Raw genomic sequence first — 20,539 nt, 5'->3', positions numbered from 1 at the left:
ATTGAATTATTATTTTTTTGTTTAAAAAAGGCTTTATTTTGCTGTCAATACTAGTTTTTTACAGATTATGAATTCTATTCAGGCAGCGAATTATTTCGTCCATTTTAATACAAATTGTTACACAAATCTTCACGAACATCTAGAAAGTGCTAATTATTCTAAGATTTTCATCTTGGTAGATGAACATACGCACGCGCAGTGTTTACCGTATTTTATGGGGAATTTGCAAACAGAAACACCTATTGAAGTTATAGAAATTCTCGCAGGAGAGATTCATAAGAATATTGAAACTTGTACAGGCGTTTGGAATGTACTTTCAGAACTTAATGCCGATAGAAAAAGTTTGATTATTAATGTTGGTGGTGGCGTAGTTACTGACCTTGGCGGATTCGTGGCTTCTACATTTAAGCGCGGAGTTTCCTATATTAATGTTCCAACTACTTTATTGGCAATGGTTGATGCTTCTGTTGGAGGAAAAACCGGTGTTGATTTAGGAACTTTAAAGAATCAGATTGGTGTGATTAATATTCCTGAAATGGTATTGATTGACACTTCTTTTTTAACAACTTTACCTGCAAATGAAATGCGCAGCGGTTTAGCAGAAATGTTGAAACACGGATTGATTCACGATGAAGCTTACTGGAAAAAAATGATTGATCTTTCTAACGCAACTACAGATGATTTGGACGGATTGATTTATAAGTCTGTTGAAATTAAAAATAATGTTGTTACAGAAGATCCAAAAGAACATGGACTTCGTAAAATATTAAACTTTGGGCATACGCTAGGTCACGCAATCGAATCTTATTTGCTGACACATGAAACTAAAGCATCATTACTACACGGAGAAGCAATTGCAGTAGGAATGGTTCTTGCTTGCTATATTTCTAACAAACAGGAAGGATTTCCAAGCGAAAAACTCAGCGAAATAAAGCAAGTTATTCTAGATATGTACGGAAAAGTTGAATTTAACACTTCTGATTATGAATCCATTATTGATTTAATGAAGTATGACAAGAAAAATTCACACGGAAATATCAATTTTGTCTTATTAAAAGATATTGGGTCACCAGTATTAGATAAAATTGTTGACAACAAGACCATCATAGACGCTTTTCAGTTTTACAATTCTTAACATAAAAAATACAGTAATCTGACAGTAATTTTTTCTTTTCAAAAAAAATAGTTGTATTTTTAGTATTATCTTATTGGCAAGAGATTCCCGCTATTTACCTATGACCGTAGTATTAATTTTAAACGATTATTCCTATGAAAAAAGCTATCATAGATTACAAAAAAGTTACGCCAGAAATTCTCCAACTATTACAAGAACGTTATCCTGGCGGTTACAGAGATCGAGACATTATAGTATTTGACGATCATCACAACAACACTATTGAAGCTGTAGAAGTCCAAACTAAAGACACAATATATTTAGTTAAAGTTAGCAGTAAATTGCATTACTCAATGACAAATATAGACAGTACTTCTCCCGTTATTGAAGAGATTGTTCCAGATGAACCTTTAAATGATTTTTCTGAAGAGTAATACTATAAATAGCGTTCATTAATCACTTTTACATGATGTTTTTCGTGTCCAGCTGCAATGTAAGCAAGCGCACGAACAGACATTTCATTTCCGCTTGCTACGCCAACTCTAGCTAGCATTTCATCTGAAAATCCTTGAAATAAAGTGATGGTCGCTTGGCGAATAGCATTGTATTCTCGTAACAACTCCATGCTATTTCTTTCATTCGCTCCCGAAAACGGCACATAATCATCTTGTTCAAAACCTGGTAAATCTGTTTTATCATTTCGTGCAAACCGCAACGCTCTGTTACAAAATATGCGTTCCGTGTCCATTATGTGTTGTAACACTTCTTTGATTGTCCATTTTCCTTCAGCATACGCACTTTTTAACTGATCTTCCGTTAACGAAGCTACAAGTTCGTTTACTTCCGCTACTCCTTCAGAAAGAGCAACTAATACATCTTTTCCTTTTATATATTGAATGTATTGATCAAAATACGGATTGTATTCTTTGGTTTCTGGAAATGGTATCATGGTATTTTTATTTACGATTTGTATTTTTTTGGATGCTGAATATACTACTAATTCTGCTTCTTGTAAAATTTGATTTGACACCTTAGTCGCAAGAAATTCAATTTTTAAACAAGTGAATCCAAATTGTTCTAGAAATTCGCATGTTAAAAAAAGACAATCCAATCATAGCAGCAGCAATTATCAAGAAGATTTGAAAATTATCACCAAAACCAAAAATATAAGATAATATAAAGTACAAACCTATTGCTTCTCCTACTGTTAGCATATAACTTACGTACATAGCTCCATAAAAATATCCTGGTTCCTTTTCAAACTTGTATCCACAAACCGTACAATTGGTATGCATTTTTGGCATTCTCATCTTGTACAACAATCCTTTTTTCTCGAAAATCTTTCCTTTGTTACAGTTTGGACAAGTTCCTAAGCAGATGTTTTGTATTGCACTTCCCATGATTTCTAATTTTTATACAAAATTAAATATCAAGCAATTATCATAAAGTTTGTATTTTCGCTTTTTATAGCACAAAAAAGACATTTTAAGAAAAATGAAATTACTACCTGTTTATAATATTTCTCAATTTCAAGAAGCAGAAACGAGCAAACATTTGTATTGTAATCGTTTTAAAGAACATTTGCGAACACATCCGTTTATTGAGAAACCACACAGACACGATTTTCACTTGTTAGTTATATTTACCAAAGGTTCAGGAACACATGTTGTTGATTTTAATACTTTCGAAATTTCCGCAGGAAGCGTTTTTGTATTGCAACCCGGACACATGCATCATTGGGATTTATCTAAAGATATTGATGGTTATATTTTATTCCATTCTAAAGAATTTTATAATATACATTTCAGACATAAACAAATTAATGATTATCCATTTTATTTTTCTACATACAATACTCCTAAACTAATTTTAAATAAAAAACAGATACAAGTTATCTCTTCTTTTTTCGAAACTATTTTAACCGAATACACTTCAAAAGCACTTTTTGGAGAACATGCTGTATTGAATTTATTGGATTTAATTTATATTGAATTATCACGTCACTACATCACTCCTACACAACTGCAAATCAAGCGTTCCCATACTATTTTACGCAGTTTTGAAGTATTACTTGAACAGTTTTACAAACACGAAAAGAAGCCATCCTTTTATGCTTCTAATTTAAATATCACATTGAAACATTTAAATCGTATTTGCAAAGAAACTTTACAAAAAACGGCAACAATTGTCATTACTGATAGAATCATTTTAGAAGCCAAACGAATGCTACTCACTCCTGATTTATCTGTGAACGAAATTGCAAATCATCTTGGATATGAAGACTACTCCTACTTTTCAAGATTGTTTAAACAAAAAACAAATCAGACACCTTCTGAGTTTAGAAGGTTAGATTTTTAAATACACTTTGCTTTACTTCAGTTTTCTCAAACATAAACACTTTACGCTAATGAATAATATTTTTATCAAGAATACAACTCATTAGAGCAATTCAGAAATCATATTACCCACACTTAAAAATTTTAAATAGACTAGCGCGAACAAGTAAGCTTTTCAAGTTAAAAAATTTTATGTCACAGTCTTTTAAAGAATTACTTGTGATGTAAAAAGATAATGGTTTCATAGAAAATATGTATATTGTTAGTCCCAACCTACCGATATTGGCATGAAACTACCTATACGAGCATTAATTCTAATTATATACTGCTTCCATCTACATTTGCAAGGGCAAACACAAAATGTAGATTCTAATTCAAACAATCTTAATTCTATACTAGACGCATTGCCTAAAATATCTCAAGATTCTACAAAGGCTGAAATTACTACACATGTAGATGCGATGATTGAGTTAATGAGTGAAGAACATTACAAAGCTAATTATGCCCCAATTTTAATTTATGCTGATAAAGGTTTGGCTTTAGCCGCAAAGAGCAATAACCCTAATCATATTCACGATACTAGAGGAGTTGTTGGTAATACTCTGATTAAAGTTAAAGATAGCTTAAAAGCTAAGAGACTGTTTTTAAAATCTTTAGCGTATGCCGAAAAAACAAATGACAGTTCTCTTATTTTAAAATCAAAAGGGAATTTGGCAAATGTTTATTACTATATGGAAGGCTATCAAAGTAAAACCATAAGTATATACGAAGAAAGTATCAAAATTGCAGAACGTTTAAAAGATACAACTCGCCTATTTATATTTCATCATAATTTAGCGCGAGCATTTAATGAAAACAACAACCCTAATCGTAGTGATTATCATATACAAAAGACAGCTTATTATTTAAATTTAATTGGAAATCCACCTCATTTTCAAGCAAGTCATTTTCATAATGTTGGAAGAAAGTTTTTACTACTCAATAAACCTGAAGAAGCCATAGAAAACTTTAAAAAAACAATTGCACTTTGTGAGAATACTAATTTTACAGAAGCTTTAGTTGAAGGCTATACAGGTTACAGAGAAGCTTTAGAACTGAAAAAAGACTATAAAAAGTTTTATGAGATCAACAAGATACTTAAAGTGTATGAGGAAGGAAAAGAAGAAAGCGAAGCAAAAAATATTATTGATGCCGTAAATGCAAAGTTAAATGTAGAACGTTATAAAAATCAGATTAAGACTAATGAACTAGAAAAAGAACTTTTGGTAGAACAAGCAGAACGCAGAAATATTTTTTTTATACTCTCCATAGCCACTGTTGCTTTTTTGATTTTAATATTAGTCATAACATACGTTTCTAGCAAAAGAAGAAAGGTACTAGTCGAAGATTTAAAAATTAAGAATAAGCAATATTTAACCGCCAAAAAAGAAAGTGAAGAATTTGCAAAAACAAAGACTAAGTTTTTTGCTACTGTAAGCCATGAGTTACGAACTCCATTGTACGGCGTCATTGGTTTAAGTTCTATTTTACTTGAAAATGAAGACTTAAAAAAACATGAAAAAGATTTAAAATCATTAAAGTTTTCAGCGAATTATTTACTTACGCTTGTTAACGATTTACTTCATATTAATAAGATTGAAAATAAAAACTTTGTCGAAGAAGATAGTACGTTTAACTTAAAGACATTAACATCTAGAATAGTTTCTTCTTTTGAATATATCACACTGCAACATGAGAACGAAATTAACGTAACACTACATGAAGACGTTCCTTTGTTGTTAAAGTGCAATCAAGTAAGGCTGTCTCAAATACTTATGAACCTAATAGGTAATGCTTGTAAGTTTACGGAAAAAGGAAAGATTGATATCATAGTAGAGTTATTAGAAATCAAAGACGCTATTGCAAAGTTGAAATTTACCGTTAAAGATACCGGACCTGGTATTGAGAAGGCGAAATTGACTCATATTTTTAATGAGTTTGCTCAAATAGATCCAGCTTCTTCTGCTTATCAAGGTACTGGTTTAGGTTTGCCAATCGTTAAAAAATTAATAGAACAAGCCAACGGAACTATTACTGTAGAAAGCGAACTCGGAAAAGGGAGTACATTTACTTTTACGATGAGCATGCATATTTCCAACGAAACTGTGGAACAGAATATATCTCCTATTTTAGATTTTAAACAACTAGAATTCAAAAAAGTACTCATTGTAGAAGATAATCGTATCAATCAAACCGTTACAAAACGTATTTTAGATAGTGAAGGAGTTATCTGTTCTATCGCTGAAGATGGAGAAAAAGCAGTAGAAGCAGTTAGGCAGTCTACATTCGATTTAGTATTAATGGATATTAATATGCCTGTAAAAAATGGTATTGAAGCCACAAAAGACATAAGGCAGTTTAATACTACGATTCCTATCATTGCACTTACTGCCGTAGATATAGAAGAGCAAAAAAATCAAATTTTCGAATGCGGCATGAATGATATTATTTTAAAGCCTTACGACATAGATTTATTCAAAAAAACAATTGCTGCTAATTTAAAGTAGGTTTTAATACGCTTTTGCTTTTAAAAACACGCTTCTTACTCAAAAAAATATCGTTTATCTTGAATGTGTTAGCCGTATAACTCTATAATTTCTAGAATCTATTATTATTGTAAATGTTCCTCCTATCATTTCTTTAGGCAAAGTTCCACTCAAAAACCAATATTCATCAATTAGAAAAACATTGTAAGGTTTTTGTATCTCAATATTCTTTTTGCCATAAATATCCCAAAGAACTCGTTCCGCAAAATCAATTGCTTTTTCCTCTTTTACTAAGAGCGGTTTTAAACCAATCACATTGTGACTAGTAGCGTCTGACAAACTTTCTTGAAGAATAACTCTCGCTTCCTTTTCTGTTATTTTTGAACGTTCTGTTTCTTGTCCAAACGAGATTAAACTAGTCAAAACTGTTGTCAACAAAATAATTATGGTTTTAAATTTCTTCATCGTTTGAATTTTGACTAGTTAGATTTTTAAACCTATTAAGAAAGTTGACTATAGATTTCTTTTAAGTTTTCCTTATTTTCTGAATCCCAGAATCGAAGTGTTCCTTTGAAGTTTTTTGCTTTAATTACCAAAGAAGGCATGTATTCAATATTCTTTAAACTAATTGAAATCACATCATTTTTAGTAACCAATGCACAATTTTTATTTTCAACAACTTTTTCTACACCTTTTTCTTCAATATCTGAAATCACTTGCTCATGAATGGCTGCATTTTTCTTGTCTTGATTGGACAAAATCAAGGATTCTAAATTTGATGCATTTGTATATCCTGACAACCATTTACCTAAATAAATTATGTAAAGTCCATTTTCATCTGAAATTAGGTGAAAAGTTTTTCCTGCAGTGATTAATCCTGGTTTTTGCAAACAACGTTCTACGATTATTTTTGTCATGATTTATAATTAATAGTTAGTTTTAATTTTAGTTTTTTCAGCATAGTACAACTCTTACCAACAACATCTCTTTTAGCAAACCTAAGTGATTTACGAACGACACGCAAAAAAATAATATGAAGCTAATTTTATATTTAGTGAATGTATAGCAAAAGTATCTCTATATCTTTGAAAAACAGCATTCTTTCTACTTATTGCTATGTTTAATTATTTTCTTTTCATATTTCTTTACAGCCAGGTTATATCCTTCTTCAATTAATAACATCAATTTTTCAAAAGTTTTTTTGGACGGATTCAATACACAAATCCAGCTCATCCAACCATAAACAGGATGTGGAATTATCGTGTTCAATTCAGTAAAATCATATTCCATATTTATTGTTTTCCCTGCTTTTGGTCTTTTTGGTGTTTCTCCGAACATTTTTATAAAAGTTTCTTTTGAAATTCCTAAATTAAGTCTAAACACTCCTTCTCTATCAACATTTGACGCTTTATCATTTGCTCCATCTTTTTCTTTAAAAGTTAACAAATACACTCCTTTACTTAATTTATTTTCTGGGTTATAAAAAAGTCCTATTTCTCCCCAATTCTTATTTAGAACAAGTCCTTCAAATTTTTCTTGAACTTTTTCAATTATTTCATTTTTAGTCATAACTTACTTACTCTACACTAATCACAGGTTCAAGATGCATAAATTGCATACTTTCTTCTTTTATCATTCCAAAGAATTTTTGACAAGTTTCACTTTTCATAACTTCTTGCGCAGCATGTTCCGCTGATTTCAAGTCTGTCCAGTAAACAATATCTGTCCATTTACCATCTTTATCAATTGCTAATTTCCTACCTATATAACCATCAAATTTTTCTACTATTGGATTTAGTGCTTTTGCAGCTGCTATTACCTCTTCTTTGGAATATTGAGGATAAGTATCGAAAATAACCAATTCAATTGTCCCTACTTTTTTATTTTGTTCATTCAGGTTTGTTTTATCTTTAGTATTGCAGCTAATTAATAGTATGGCAACAATACCAATTAATAAATGTCTCATATAATTATGTTTTAAAATTTTATGAAACAAAACTAAAAGGTAAGAATGACAACCCTATGTCAACTATACTTAAGAAAATTTACTAAAATAGGAACTGAGACTGAAACCAGACTGATAATCAAAGGACTGAAGTGTATTTATTAATCTAGAAATTCTATCTAATCTAAACTCTCTAAGTTCATTTCTTAAACGACAGAATGCCACTAAAACCCATGCGTTTTCTGTAAAATAGATACCTAAAGGTTCTATATCACGTTTAGTTTCTTCGTCTTTATAAATAGAATGATAATTAATGCTTAACACATTATTATTAGTAATTGCTTTTTGAACAGAAGACAACCAATTACTTTTCATTTTTTCTTTTTTAACAGATGGACCTATTTTATTTTCGAGTTCAATTATTTTCTCTTTTTGGAAGCTTTTGAGTACAGCTTTTATTTTTATCAAAAAAGAACTATAGTCTTTTATTAATGAAACATCTCCTTGATTTAAAATTAGTTTTTCTGAAACCACCAAAGCATTTGCTTCTTCCTGTGTTATCATTATTGGAGGTAATGAATAACCATCAACAATAAAATACCCAACTCCATTTTCTGATCCAATAGGAACACCTGCCTCTTCCAACACTCTAATATCACGGTAAATAGTACGTAAACTCACTTCAAATCGCTCTGCAATTTCTTTGGCCGTAACAACCTTTTTTGATTGTAAATGTATCAATATAGAAGTAATTCGGGTAAGTCTATTCATTTTTCAAATTAAACATAACGATTAATATAATATACGTAAGACAGCTAACAAACACTATCTTTCGTTTTTACAACTTGGTTAAATATAATATTTTACATTCATCTTGTATGTTGGAAATACCAAATTCAATATTTGATTGCTTCCATAGACAAGAGCTAACTTAATGATAATAATGTGTTTTTATAAAATTAACAGTAACTCTTTTTTTATTGCATTTGATAACATATTCATCTATACTACTAATTATAAAAAAGATTCAGAGCTCATTGTGAAACACAAAAGAGTCCTGAATCTTAATTTTATTATCGTAATTTCTTAAACCTGAACTACGCAGAATTTCGACTTGCATTGATATTTCCAAATAACGAACGTGTCACCATTTTTTCAAAGGTTTTGAGTTCGTTTTCATCTGCATTTGGATCTTTTTGTAATTCCTGAATTTTACGTAAAGCATATTGTTGAATTGTCAATAAAGGCAATACAATCTTTTCACGAGCATGAATAGACGCTTTTCCTTCTTGTTGATTTTCCATGAGTTCACTATAACCTGTCAGCTTTAATAACATACGTTTGGTACGTTCGTATTCCTCGAAAATAATCGTCCAAAACTCGCCGAATTCCTCATTACCTTTCATATAAGCAGTTAACTTAAAGAATGACTTCGTTAAGCTCATCATACTGTTTTCAAGCAATGTGCGGAAAAATGAAGAATTCTTATATAGTTTTTCTACGGCTTCAAATTGTCCACTTTTCTCCATATGTTCTAATGCAGTTCCGACTCCGTAGAATCCTGGAACGTTTTGTTTCAATTGACTCCAACTACCTACAAAAGGAATTGCTCGTAAGTCTGAGAAATTGAACTCTTTAGATTTTGAACGCTTTGAAGGACGACTTCCTATGTTTGTTTTTGCATAGTATTTTAACGTACTCATTCGTTCCAAATATGTTAAAAATCTTGGATGTTTTTTAAACGCTACATAGGTTTCATAACTGATAGATGCCAAAGCTTCCATTGTTTTTTTATCTTCAGATGAAAATTCAGCCTTAGTGCTTGAAAATATTTCATTTGAGATCCCTGAACTTAACAGTTGCTCTAAGTTATATTGACACGATTCTAAAGTTCCAAAGTTTGAACTAATCGTTTGTCCTTGTACGGTTAATTGTATTTCTTCATCTTCTACCGTATTTCCTAACGACGCATAAAACTGATGTGTTTTTCCACCACCACGTGCTGGCGGTCCACCACGCCCATCGAAAAAGATCACTTTGATTCCGAATTCACGAGAAATTGCTGTCAGTTCTTCTTTAGCTTTAAAAATACTCCAATTCGCCATTAAATAACCGCCATCTTTCGTTCCATCTGAGAAACCTAACATGATGTACTGCTTATTTCCTCTACGCTTTAAATGCGCTGCATACGCTTCATTTGTATACAATGTACGCATCACACTTTGTGCAGCTTGCAAATCAGGAACTGTTTCAAATAACGGAGATACATCAACATCTGGTTGTTTCCAATCACACAAGCGCAACATTGTAAATGCTTCCATTACATGTAATGCCGACTGATTGTTACTAATGATATAACGGTTTGCACCACGTTCTCCGTTGCGACTTTGAATCGTTTTCATTGCATAAATTGACGAAATTGTAGCATTTGTGATTTCATTCTCAAAGTAATTAGCTTCAATCATTTTGTCGATATGCGTCAATACTTCTATTTTTTCTGCTTCTGAAGCATTCGCGTACTCAATTGGAAATAGCGCTTCTCCTCTACTTTTCATTACATCTACAATGTTTTCAAATACACCTTGATGCACTCTAGAATCTTGACGTATGTCTAACATCGCAAAATGATATCCAAATAGCTTCACTTTATTAATTAAATCATCTATTTCAACGCTAAACAACGACTGATGCTTTTCTACAACAGTTTGCCTAATTGCTTTTAATTCTTCTTCAAAAGCAGTCAAAGACAGCATTCCGTCTTCTTTTAACAAATACACATTGTCATACAACATACGTTCTAAACGTGCTAAGCGCTTTTCTACACCATCAAATGTAAGTCTACGCTTTAGCTTACGAATGTCTCTATAATAGTTTAATAAAATCGTACTACGCAAGCGCTCTGCAACTTTCAAAGTAATTTCGGTAGTTACAAACGGATTTCCATCACGATCGCCACCTGGCCAAAAACCTAAATCAATTACCTGATTACTTAATTCTTCATCTTTAAAGATATTTTGCTGTATGTAGTTATATATTTTTCCTGCAGCATGATAAAAAACGTTTTCTAAATACCAAATTAAACTTACCGCTTCATCATATGGCGTTGGTTTTTCCTTTTTAAAGAAAGGAGTTTTTCCAAGTTGCGCTAATAGTTTTTTAATCGTTAATAAATCGTCTTTCTCTATCGCTTCCGCTAAATCCGTAATGATTCCTAAGACCTGCCCAGGATAGAATTGCGTTGGATGCGCTGTTAACACTGGACGAATTTTAAAATGCTCCAAATACGCTTTCAATTCGCTTATTTTTTGCTTCTCTTGCGCTTCTTCTTTGATGTTTCGTAGTGTTCCACGTCCGTCCATATTGTTTACAATTGGGAAGGCAGCATCTTCTACAGCGTCAAACAAAACTACCTGACGTTCAATATATTGAATAAAACGAAACAGTAAATTTATTTTTTCTTCTTCTGAAGTTCCTTGTTCTACATAACGCTCAAAAAACTTGCTTACTATTTCTGAAGGATTTTTATCGAGCGCATACTCTTTTTCACAAATCTCACTAAACAAAGGCAATAAAACGCCCGTATTTGAGATTCCATCAAAGGGTAATGTCATAAAAATACTATTGTAAATCTGATATTTGGAAGCTACATTTTCTTTAAAGCGTTCTAATTTAGGTTTGCGAGACATGAGTTTAATATGTTATAATGGTTTTGTAATAAAAAAACCCTTACACGAAAAGTGCAAGGGTTTCAAATGCTATATCTTTTCGTTTTTTCCTATAAATCATTAAAAATTGAATGCATCAAGCGGTTTTTATCATTGATGCTTTCTTCTAATGAAATCATGGTTTCCGTTCGAGAAACACCTTCAATGTCATCAATCATAAAGATAATATCCTTTGCGTGTTTCGTGTTTTTAGCACGCACTTTACAGAAAATATTGAATTTTCCTGTAGTGATGTGTGCAACCGTGATATATGGTATTTCGTGGATTCTGTTTAACACAAATTTTGTTTGTGATGTTTTCTCTAAGAAAATACCAACATATGCTATAAACGAATACCCAAGTTTTTGGTAGTCTAATGTTAAAGAAGAACCTCTAATAATACCAGCTTCTTCCAATTTTTTTACACGAACGTGAACTGTTCCTGCAGAGATTAATAATTTTTTTGCGATGTCTGTAAATGGAATTCTTGTATTCTCAATCAGCATGTCCAATATCTGATGATCCACTTCATCTAATCTAAATTTTGCCATGATTATCTTATATTATTTTTTAAAGATAATGCAAAAAAACCAAAAAAAATCGAATAATAATGCATAAAATACCATAAGATATGTTAACTAATTGTCAATTTTATTGAATTTTCTTAAAAATTGCATAACATCATTTTGCAACGAAAACGATTGAAATATATACTTCTGAGCGTTTGCCTCCTGAAAATCAATGATTTTGTGAGCAAAAGATTTTTTTAATATTTTTTTGTCCTCAATATACGGTTCAAAGTGAATTTTATCATTTACGAGCACTTCTTTGTACATAATACCTAGATCAAAGGTTTCGTCTTTATCGGTTTTTATGTTTTTTAGAATGATATCATAATACTCTTTTCCATTTTCTGGAATTTCAAAATACGCTTCCGTATGTGTTCCTGTAATTTCTGTAGAAGATATGTATTGAATTGCTTCTAACATAGCGTAAAAAATCAATTCTCGTGTGTTTTCTCGTTGATAATCGTTAGGAAAGTGTCCAGCTTCAAACAAAACCGTTGGCGTTCCTAGAGATTGAAATGTATCACCAACACAATTGATATTAAAACCATCATCATAGCGCCCAATATGATTAGGAATGATTTTTTGAAGCATTTCATTCATTTTTATAATGATTTCCATGCTTTTCTTTCGATTAGACGTTATCGTTCTATCTGCATCCTGAGAAGGCGTTAAAAATGATATAATTGATGATTTATCTGTATTTCCAGCACTATACATGGTACGTTGCCCATGAAGATTGAAACAATAATCTGGTTGAAATTCATCATAAACTGCTTTTAAGACGATACTTTCTGGCTGAGAAAGTGTTTGCGCATCTCTATTTAGGTCAATATTATTTGCATTTAAGCGCGTATACGCATGCGAACCATCTGGATTTAACATCGGAATTATACACAATGTACAATTAGCCAAAATAGCTTCTGTAGCTTCAGAAGGCTCTATTAAGAGGTTTAACAAATCAAAAACAGCTTTTGTCGTTGTTGATTCGTTTCCGTGCATTTGCGACCACATTAAAATTTTCTTGTTTCCATTTCCGATCGTCAATGAATGTATTGGTCTATTTAAAACAGAAACTCCTATTTGCTTCAAATTAAATTTTGCAGGTAATTTTTCAAGTAGGGAAGTAATATGTGTCAACGTGATATAACGACCTTGTAAAGTAGTTTCAGAATGTGTGCGATACCAATTCGCTAATGGATGTGTGTGCATAAAGAGTTTGATTACAAGTTACAAATGTAAACAATGTATAATTTACAAATGTAAACAGATTGTTGATTCATGTTTGTTTATTATTGTAAACAATTCTTGTTCGGTTTGGCTATACCTAGTCAAAGAAAAGAGTGATAATTAAAGTTAAACTGCAAAAATAAACTTATTGCATTATTTTTCAGACACTTAATTATCACTACTTAAAGTAAATTATAGCACTTAATTATTGTTTAACATACTATTGTTGTGGAATTGAAACATTCTATTTACATTTGTAAACGTTACATTTCGAAAACATTTGTTTACAATGATAAACACTCCAGATTTTACCAAAAGATTAAAAAAAGTTATTGAATATTACGACTTATCTGCCTCTGCATTCGCTGATAAGTTAGGTGTACAACGCTCTAGTATTTCACACATTTTATCTGGAAGAAATAAGCCAAGTTTAGAGTTTGTAATGAAAGTTTTGAATAATTTTCCTGAAGTAGAATTGTATTGGTTATTGAATGGAAAAGGTAGTTTTCCTAAAAATAATAGCCCTCAAAAAGTAGTCACTTCTCCTCCAGTTTCAACGCCAAAAATTACAGAATCTCCAAGACAACAATCTTTGACTTTGGAAGAAAAAGTAACTTCCACTATTCCATCAAATACTTCTTCGCAAGGAAAAACAATTGACAAGATTGTAATTTTTTATACAGATGGAACTTTTGATTCGTATCAGAAATAATAATTTCCTTGTTAGAACAATTTTTATTTTTAGTTACTTTGTAGTGAATTTATTCAAAACTACACACGTGAAGAATTTTATTTTTAGTATTTGCACAGCGTTATTGTTTAGTTCTTGTTATCAGGCAGAACGAAATTGTAAAGATTTCCAAGTTGGAACCTTTGAATTTACATATGAGATTAATGGAGAAACAAAAACAGGTAAATCTATTCGAACAGATTCGTTAAATATCGATTATTATGAAAATAAAATTGATACGTTTACGATACGTTGGCTTTCAGATTGTGAGTTTATAGGCAGAAAGCTGCATCCAAAAGATTATCCTGACAGCAAACCTATTCAAATGAAAATTATTTCTACCACAGAAGATTCATATTTACTTGAATATTTTCTGCTAGAAGATCCAAAGACAAAAAGACGCGGTACCGTTAAAAAAATAAAGTAGTTATGTTCGAAATTTTTTCAAATCCAGATGTTTGGGCAGCAATTATCACGCTGACCTTGTTAGAAATTGTACTTGGTATAGATAATATAATCTTTATTTCTATTGCCGCTGGAAAATTACCTGATAATCTTCGCAAACGTGCTACCAATATAGGTTTGGTGCTTGCAATGGCAATGCGTATTATACTATTGTTTGGTATTTCTTTTCTTGTAGCGATGAAAGCTCCTTTTTGGTATTTGAATAAAAGCTGGATTTCTGGAGGAATTAGCTGGCAAGCCGTTATTTTGTTTGCTGGTGGAATCTTTCTTTTATATAAGAGTACAAAGGAAATTCACGAAAAAGTTGTCGATCGTGAGCATGATGAACGTGAAGTAAAAACGCATCGTTCTACAACATTAACCAAAGCAATTGTACAAATTACCATGATTAATATTGTGTTTTCTTTTGATTCAATTTTAACTGCAATTGGTATGACTAATGGAATTTCAGACAATCCGAATGACGCATTGATCGTAATGATTATTGCTGTGGTTGCTTCAGTGATTATTATGATGTTGTTTGCAAATCCTGTTGGTACTTTTGTGAATAAGAATCCTTCTATTCAAATATTAGGTTTGTCGTTTTTGATTTTGATAGGATTCATGCTGATTGCTGAATCTGCTCATATTTCACATTTAAAAGTATTTGGACAAGAAGTTGGTGCTATACCAAAAGGATACTTGTATTTTGCGATTGCTTTTTCTTTGATGGTAGAGTTTTTGAATTTACGCATGTCACGAAAGAAAGCATTGTAAGCCAAGCCTAGTTTGTTTGCGGATTTGTTCTACTCAAAACTTGTAACTTTTTTTGTTACGAATTCATGAATGTTTTTGTGGCTTAGCGTTAGGTTTTTCAATCTTCACGAAATGTGCTTTGAAATAATTTAAAATTAAACATCTAGCATTTAAAATTTTTAACCACGAATTCACGAATGTTATTGTGACTTACTGTTAGGTTTTTCAATCTTCACAAAATGTGCTTTGAAATAATTTAAAATTAAACATTCAACATTCAACATTTAAAATTTTTAACCACGAATTCACAAATGTTATTGTGGCTTACGTTAGATTATTCAATTTTCACGAAATGTGCTTTGAAATAATTTAAAATTAAGCATCTAACATTTAAAATTTTTAACCACGAATTCACGAATGTTTTTTGTGATTACTTTTGTGAAGATTTACTCGAATTGTTATAACTAGCTTTGAAACAGCTAAATTCTCACAGTATTAACTAGGTTTTAATTATCTAATAGTATTTCATCCAGTGCTTTGAAATATGCTGGATAACTCGTCAAATTATTATGTTCGCCACCTTCAAATGTGTAGAGTTTTTTAGTATTACTCCTCGCCTTTTGATGTAATTTTTCTCCGTGTTCATAAGGAACTACATAATCTCCTGTTCCATGAATGATATACGTTGGCGTAGTAATTTGTGTTATGTTTCTATCATTCTGAAAAGGATATTTTAGAAACCATTTAATCGGTAAAAACCAAAATTGCTTGCTTGCAATATCAGAAACACTCGTAAAAGTTGATTCTAAAATTAATTGTTTGGCTTCTCGCTCTTTTGCTACATGTGTTGCAAACGCTCCACCAAGTGAGCGACCGAAAATGGTAATTTTTTCTACAGGAAATTTTGTTTTGGCGTAATCATAAAATAGTAAAGCATCTGCTAGCATTACATCAAAACTACGCTTCCCCATACTTTTTCCGTAACCACGATAATCCATAATTACAACATCATAATTGTATTGTTTTGAAAGTTGTTCCGCCCATTTTCCCCATTGTTCAAGCGTTCTGGCGTTTCCATGATAATAAACAATAACGCCTTGCGGATTTTCCTGTTTGTAGTGCAATCCATGAAGAATTGCATCATCAGTAGCTTTAAAGTATAATTCTTCAAAGTCTACAGACGATGTAAATACATGATCTTGCGATAACGTTTCGCTTCTAAATATGAGTTTTTCTTGAAAACCGATTAACATACCTGCAACTAATAAATATACTGCAATGATAGTAATACCCAAGCTTTTTAGATACTTCATTTATATTTTTTTTCGTCTAAAGTTTAGACTTGAATTTTTAGGATCAATTTCTTTAGGCAATTCTGAGTACAATATTTCTTCCAAAAATCGATGGTATTGCGGATATGTGTGTAAATTATTGTGTCCGCCATCAATTACAGGATATAAGCGTGTCCATTTTGGATTTATTTTAGATAGTTTCACACTGGTTTTAAATGGAATAAGCTTATCACTAGTTCCATGAATGATTTTTATGGGACATTTTACATATTCAATCCAACGATACGTTTTTACAGGAAATCTTAAAATTAAAGACATTGGCATAATTGGTAAAAAACGTTTTGTAATGTGTTTTACGCTGTAATATGGCGCATCTAAAATAAGTAAACGCGGATTATTATTGGAAGCTAATTTTGTAGCAAAACCAGAACCTAAAGACCTTCCGTACAATGTGATAAATTTTTCGTCCACTTGTTCTTTTAAGCGATCATACACATACTGCAAGTCTTTTTTTATACCAGCTTCAGTACGCTTTCCCGTACTTTTTCCATAACCGCGATAATCTACCATTAATACATCGAAACCATGACGTGTAAAATCGACAGCAAATTTTCCCCAGCCTTTTATGCTTCTGGAGTTTCCTTTAAGATATAATACAACGCCCTTCGGATTGCGAACTTTAAAATGAATTCCGTTGATATTTACACCTGGATCTACTTCAATATTATATTCATCAAAGATTTGGTTTTCATAGTCAAACTCAAAATCACTTGATAGCTTTTCTGCTTTGAAGATAAAACGCTCTTGTAAAAAGTACAGCACTACGTTTGCAATAATGTAAACGATGATAAAAATGATGATTCCAACTGCCCAATATGACATCTATACTTTTGATTTTAAATCCTTAAGATAGGAAAAGTTTGGCAATATATACGAACGTTTACGTTTTATATATAATGTACTGCAACTACAAGTACTTAACTCAAAATAAACATATTTTAATAGTCTTGCTAGGTATCTTTACGTTATAATTTAAAAACATTATTACATGAAAAAAACACTATTTCTTATCACTTTATTCTTGTGCTCGTACGCAACAAAGGCACAAATGATCAACGAATTGCCCACTTCTCCATCAAATATTAAACATTTTTTTGAATTGTACGCTACTAACCCTTCAGAAGTTAATGATGATTTAGTTGTCACAAGAGTAGAAGACGTTATTACCAATGCACTAGATAGTCAGTATGAAGCATCTCTTGCCGACAAAGACATCAGCGTTTATTATGCACGAAGAGTGCAGTCGCACATTCTATTATACTATTATTATAATTACAAAAATAATGATCAAAAAAAACAAGATCATTTAGATTATCTCATTCATTATTTCAACTTACTACTAAACAAACAATGCATTAGCTATGCTACTGAAGACTACTGCGCAACCGAACACGGAGGTTTTCCTTCTCCTGCTAATAATGATACAGAAGCGAATCCAAGAACTACTGCTATTGCTCTGGAAGCATTTTTAGAAACTAAAAAATTCTTAAAGAATGTATGTGAAGCTGAAGACCTTATTGACATTGATGAAGTAGAATTTGAAGATCGAATTCAACAGGCAACAGATGTACTTCTTTCTTATGAAGAGTATAACAATCAATATTTTAATCTAACTGCTTTTGGTTTCATCACTGCAAGTAAACATGTTAAAGCTTATAATGATACACCTAGTAAAGATTTTCTAAGCTATAATGCAGATGTGTTATTTAATAATAAATATCCTTTACGTCCAGCTAGTAATGTAGGGCAATATACACCTATTTGGCAATATAACGATCCAATCTGGACATATAGTTGGGACGAAGGCTTTCAAGAAGATGGCTCTTGGAAAGACCTTGAGAGAGACTGTACTGTTGCACAAGCTACAACTCACTCTACATGTCCAAGAGTGTATGTTGACTTTAACAGATGGCATGATGCTGAAGCAGATTATCACTCAGCTATTCTTGAAGGATTATCATATTTATCATTATATCTTGAAGATGCCACATTAAAAGAAGACGCAAAAACTAAAATCATTGCGGGAATTAACCACGTGATCAACTATAATGGAAAGCATTTAGGACTCGAAAACACTAGCTTTCTTAGTGAATTTGTTGATGTTGTGGGTTATCCAGCTGGCTTAGCTCAAACAAGATTTACTGCTAAAGGCAAATTTGCTAAATATCATAGAGAAACAAGTGATTATGCAGGTATTTTAGAAAATACGATGTATCCAGATAATGATCCAAATACAAAACCTATAAAGAAAACGGTTGTTGGAGTTGGTCTCTTGAGAAGTTTGCTCATAGCAAAGAAAGCATTACGATCTTCCAATCTTATTGCAGAAGATTTTACTCGCATAGACCATATCATCGCTGGAATGGTTCATGGTATATTAGATGGTGGTGACACAAACTTTCGTGAAGCACAACTGTATGATTTGGCATTATATTTAAATCGTGATGCCATCGATGGAAACTTTCCAGGAACTCAATATACTAATGACAAGTTAGTTGTATCATTTGAAAATGAAACCATTAGAGCTTTTCATGAAGATGACGATGCTCCTAATAATATGGTTGTCGTTGATAATTTTTATACAGCAAGACAAGAAGCATATAAAATGGCGGCAGGAGATTTTGACGGAGACGGCAATGATGAAGCTGCAATTTCATTTGAACATGGATATATATATCGTTACGAAGAAAATGATCAAGGTAGACTTTTTACTGAAGAACGTATTTATGAAGGAGTACAAAATACAGTAGCTATGGAAACTGGTGACTTTAATGATAATGGAAGAGATGAACTTATTGTAGCGTTTGATAACGGGGAAATCCGAAGATATGAAACAAATAATTCTGATGAATTTATGTTATTGGATGCTTTCTATTTACCTAATTCAGACATACCACAAAAGATGAAAAGAATAGATTTTAATGGCGATGGAAAAGATGAATTATTTATTGTTTCAAGTAATGTATTTAATAATACAATTCTAAGAAAGTACCATATTAATAATAGCGGAAATTTCACTGCCACACTACATGGAGTTCCTTATAGTGCAAACGACAAGATACTAGCTATAGAAAGTGGAGATTTTGATACACATGCCGGAGAAGAGTTAATCATTTCTTTTGACAATCAAGAGACAAAACGATATAAAGAGCAACCTACAATTATGAATGAAGTGATACTCAATGATAAATTAGTATCAGACTTACAATCTGGAGATTTTAATGGTGATGCTAAAGATGAACTAATTATTGCATTTAACGATAAAACAATTTGGCGATATAAAGAGAATAGTTTAGGTGTGCTGACTACTAGTGCAAATGAGCGATTTTATAGTAATAACCAGTTTACAAAAGCCATGGCTGCTGGAAGTTTTAATGATAATCCTAAAGATGAATTAGTGATTTCATTTAGTGGTGGGTTTATATATAGATTTGATGAAAAAAATAATGGCTTTTTAGGTTTCAAAGAAGGTTTTCTACAATGCGATCCACTTACCAATGCTATGATTGTTCTAGAAAAATCAAATGCAGCTGGAAGAACTATTGGAAATACTTCTGGTCGTGTAGAACGTCCTGAAGAAATAAAAGGTTTAGCCATTTACCCAAATCCAGTAGATAATATTTTACATGTAAATGGATTAGAAAAAGACACACATTTTACCATACATAGCCTAGAAGGAAAAATGATCACACAAGGAATGGCTACAAAAGAAGGAATAATTGATTTTTCAAAACTTTCCAAAGGTTTTTATCTCTTAACAATTGAAAATCAGTCATTTAAAATATTAAAAGATTAATAGCGATATAACGAAGCTTTACATACAAAAGCACTATCAAC

At 31.6% G+C, this 20,539-nt stretch carries 20 protein-coding genes; 8 read left to right on the top strand and 12 right to left on the bottom strand.

The features are described from left to right. Positions 1-67 precede the first annotated feature (67 nt). Together aroB and ACOQOS_RS02435 are read left to right on the top strand one after the other, a co-directional pair. Positions 68-1,135 carry a 3-dehydroquinate synthase gene (gene aroB / locus ACOQOS_RS02440; protein ID WP_420573371.1) on the top strand — a complete coding sequence of 356 codons (1,068 nt, stop codon included), beginning with the start codon at positions 68-70 and terminating at the stop codon, positions 1,133-1,135. Between the two features lie 134 nt (positions 1,136-1,269). Continuing rightward, positions 1,270-1,548, top strand: a complete 279-nt coding sequence (locus tag ACOQOS_RS02435; protein ID WP_420573370.1) for a hypothetical protein — start codon at positions 1,270-1,272, stop codon at positions 1,546-1,548. A 2-nt stretch (positions 1,549-1,550) separates the two neighbouring features. On the opposite strand, the gene ACOQOS_RS02430 is transcribed toward ACOQOS_RS02435, so the two are convergent. Both ACOQOS_RS02430 and ACOQOS_RS02425 read right to left on the bottom strand, forming a co-directional pair. Next, complete coding sequence (locus ACOQOS_RS02430; protein WP_420573369.1) at positions 1,551-2,063, bottom strand: DinB family protein; 513 nt, start codon at positions 2,061-2,063, stop codon at positions 1,551-1,553. Positions 2,064-2,160: 97 nt separating this feature from the next. After that, complete coding sequence (locus tag ACOQOS_RS02425; protein ID WP_420573368.1) at positions 2,161-2,514, bottom strand: DUF983 domain-containing protein; 354 nt, start codon at positions 2,512-2,514, stop codon at positions 2,161-2,163. A 94-nt stretch (positions 2,515-2,608) separates the two neighbouring features. Between ACOQOS_RS02425 and ACOQOS_RS02420 the strand changes: the two genes are divergently transcribed. Together ACOQOS_RS02420 and ACOQOS_RS02415 are read left to right on the top strand one after the other, a co-directional pair. Beyond that, complete coding sequence (locus ACOQOS_RS02420; protein WP_420573367.1) at positions 2,609-3,472, top strand: AraC family transcriptional regulator; 864 nt, start codon at positions 2,609-2,611, stop codon at positions 3,470-3,472. A gap of 265 nt (positions 3,473-3,737) precedes the next feature. Further along, entirely contained in the window at positions 3,738-5,996 is a 2,259-nt protein-coding gene (locus ACOQOS_RS02415; RefSeq protein ID WP_420573366.1) for an ATP-binding protein, read from the top strand. Between the two features lie 54 nt (positions 5,997-6,050). On the opposite strand, the gene ACOQOS_RS02410 is transcribed toward ACOQOS_RS02415, so the two are convergent. From ACOQOS_RS02410 to ACOQOS_RS02375, 8 genes are all read right to left on the bottom strand, one after another. Then, complete coding sequence (locus ACOQOS_RS02410; RefSeq protein WP_420573365.1) at positions 6,051-6,440, bottom strand: NTF2 fold immunity protein; 390 nt, start codon at positions 6,438-6,440, stop codon at positions 6,051-6,053. A gap of 35 nt (positions 6,441-6,475) precedes the next feature. After that, positions 6,476-6,892, bottom strand: a complete 417-nt coding sequence (locus ACOQOS_RS02405; RefSeq protein WP_420573364.1) for a hypothetical protein — start codon at positions 6,890-6,892, stop codon at positions 6,476-6,478. Positions 6,893-7,079: 187 nt separating this feature from the next. Continuing rightward, a complete protein-coding gene (locus ACOQOS_RS02400; RefSeq protein ID WP_420573363.1) occupies positions 7,080-7,544 on the bottom strand; it encodes a DUF6194 family protein in 465 nt (154 codons plus the stop codon). A gap of 7 nt (positions 7,545-7,551) precedes the next feature. After that, positions 7,552-7,941: a hypothetical protein gene (locus tag ACOQOS_RS02395; RefSeq protein WP_420573362.1), complete on the bottom strand. Its 390-nt coding sequence runs from the start codon at positions 7,939-7,941 to the stop codon at positions 7,552-7,554. Positions 7,942-8,010: 69 nt separating this feature from the next. Continuing rightward, complete coding sequence (locus ACOQOS_RS02390; RefSeq protein WP_420573361.1) at positions 8,011-8,691, bottom strand: helix-turn-helix transcriptional regulator; 681 nt, start codon at positions 8,689-8,691, stop codon at positions 8,011-8,013. 326 nt (positions 8,692-9,017) lie between these two features. Beyond that, a complete protein-coding gene (locus ACOQOS_RS02385; RefSeq protein WP_420573360.1) occupies positions 9,018-11,606 on the bottom strand; it encodes a phosphoenolpyruvate carboxylase in 2,589 nt (862 codons plus the stop codon). An 89-nt stretch (positions 11,607-11,695) separates the two neighbouring features. Then, positions 11,696-12,175, bottom strand: a complete 480-nt coding sequence (locus ACOQOS_RS02380; RefSeq protein WP_046756778.1) for an Lrp/AsnC family transcriptional regulator — start codon at positions 12,173-12,175, stop codon at positions 11,696-11,698. Between the two features lie 87 nt (positions 12,176-12,262). Next, positions 12,263-13,402 (bottom strand): M14 family metallopeptidase, encoded by a 1,140-nt coding sequence (locus tag ACOQOS_RS02375; RefSeq protein ID WP_420573359.1) that lies wholly within the window; start codon positions 13,400-13,402, stop codon positions 12,263-12,265. A 307-nt stretch (positions 13,403-13,709) separates the two neighbouring features. Between ACOQOS_RS02375 and ACOQOS_RS02370 the strand changes: the two genes are divergently transcribed. The 3 genes from ACOQOS_RS02370 to ACOQOS_RS02360 all read left to right on the top strand — a co-directional run bounded on the left by ACOQOS_RS02370 (position 13,710) and on the right by ACOQOS_RS02360 (position 15,371). Continuing rightward, positions 13,710-14,132 carry a helix-turn-helix domain-containing protein gene (locus ACOQOS_RS02370; protein WP_420573358.1) on the top strand — a complete coding sequence of 141 codons (423 nt, stop codon included), beginning with the start codon at positions 13,710-13,712 and terminating at the stop codon, positions 14,130-14,132. Between the two features lie 67 nt (positions 14,133-14,199). Further along, positions 14,200-14,577 (top strand): hypothetical protein, encoded by a 378-nt coding sequence (locus tag ACOQOS_RS02365; RefSeq protein WP_420573357.1) that lies wholly within the window; start codon positions 14,200-14,202, stop codon positions 14,575-14,577. 2 nt (positions 14,578-14,579) lie between these two features. Next, on the top strand, positions 14,580-15,371 hold the full coding sequence (locus ACOQOS_RS02360; RefSeq protein WP_420573356.1) for a TerC family protein: 792 nt from the start codon (positions 14,580-14,582) through the stop codon (positions 15,369-15,371). A gap of 485 nt (positions 15,372-15,856) precedes the next feature. Here the strand turns inward: ACOQOS_RS02360 and ACOQOS_RS02355 are convergent, their stop codons facing one another. After that, entirely contained in the window at positions 15,857-16,663 is an 807-nt protein-coding gene (locus ACOQOS_RS02355; RefSeq protein ID WP_420573355.1) for an alpha/beta hydrolase, read from the bottom strand. Next, positions 16,664-17,524: an alpha/beta hydrolase gene (locus ACOQOS_RS02350; RefSeq protein WP_420573354.1), complete on the bottom strand. Its 861-nt coding sequence runs from the start codon at positions 17,522-17,524 to the stop codon at positions 16,664-16,666. 166 nt (positions 17,525-17,690) lie between these two features. Here ACOQOS_RS02350 and ACOQOS_RS02345 point away from each other — a divergent pair, with 166 nt between their 5' ends. After that, positions 17,691-20,498, top strand: coding sequence for a T9SS type A sorting domain-containing protein (locus ACOQOS_RS02345; RefSeq protein WP_420573353.1), 2,808 nt, complete (start codon positions 17,691-17,693; stop codon positions 20,496-20,498). Positions 20,499-20,539: the final 41 nt, after the last annotated feature.

The organism is Kordia sp. (assembly GCF_965224175.1).
GTDB lineage: Bacteria > Bacteroidota > Bacteroidia > Flavobacteriales > Flavobacteriaceae > Kordia.
Note: the sequence above shows the minus strand (reverse complement) of the source record. Positions and strands in the feature narration are given on the sequence as shown.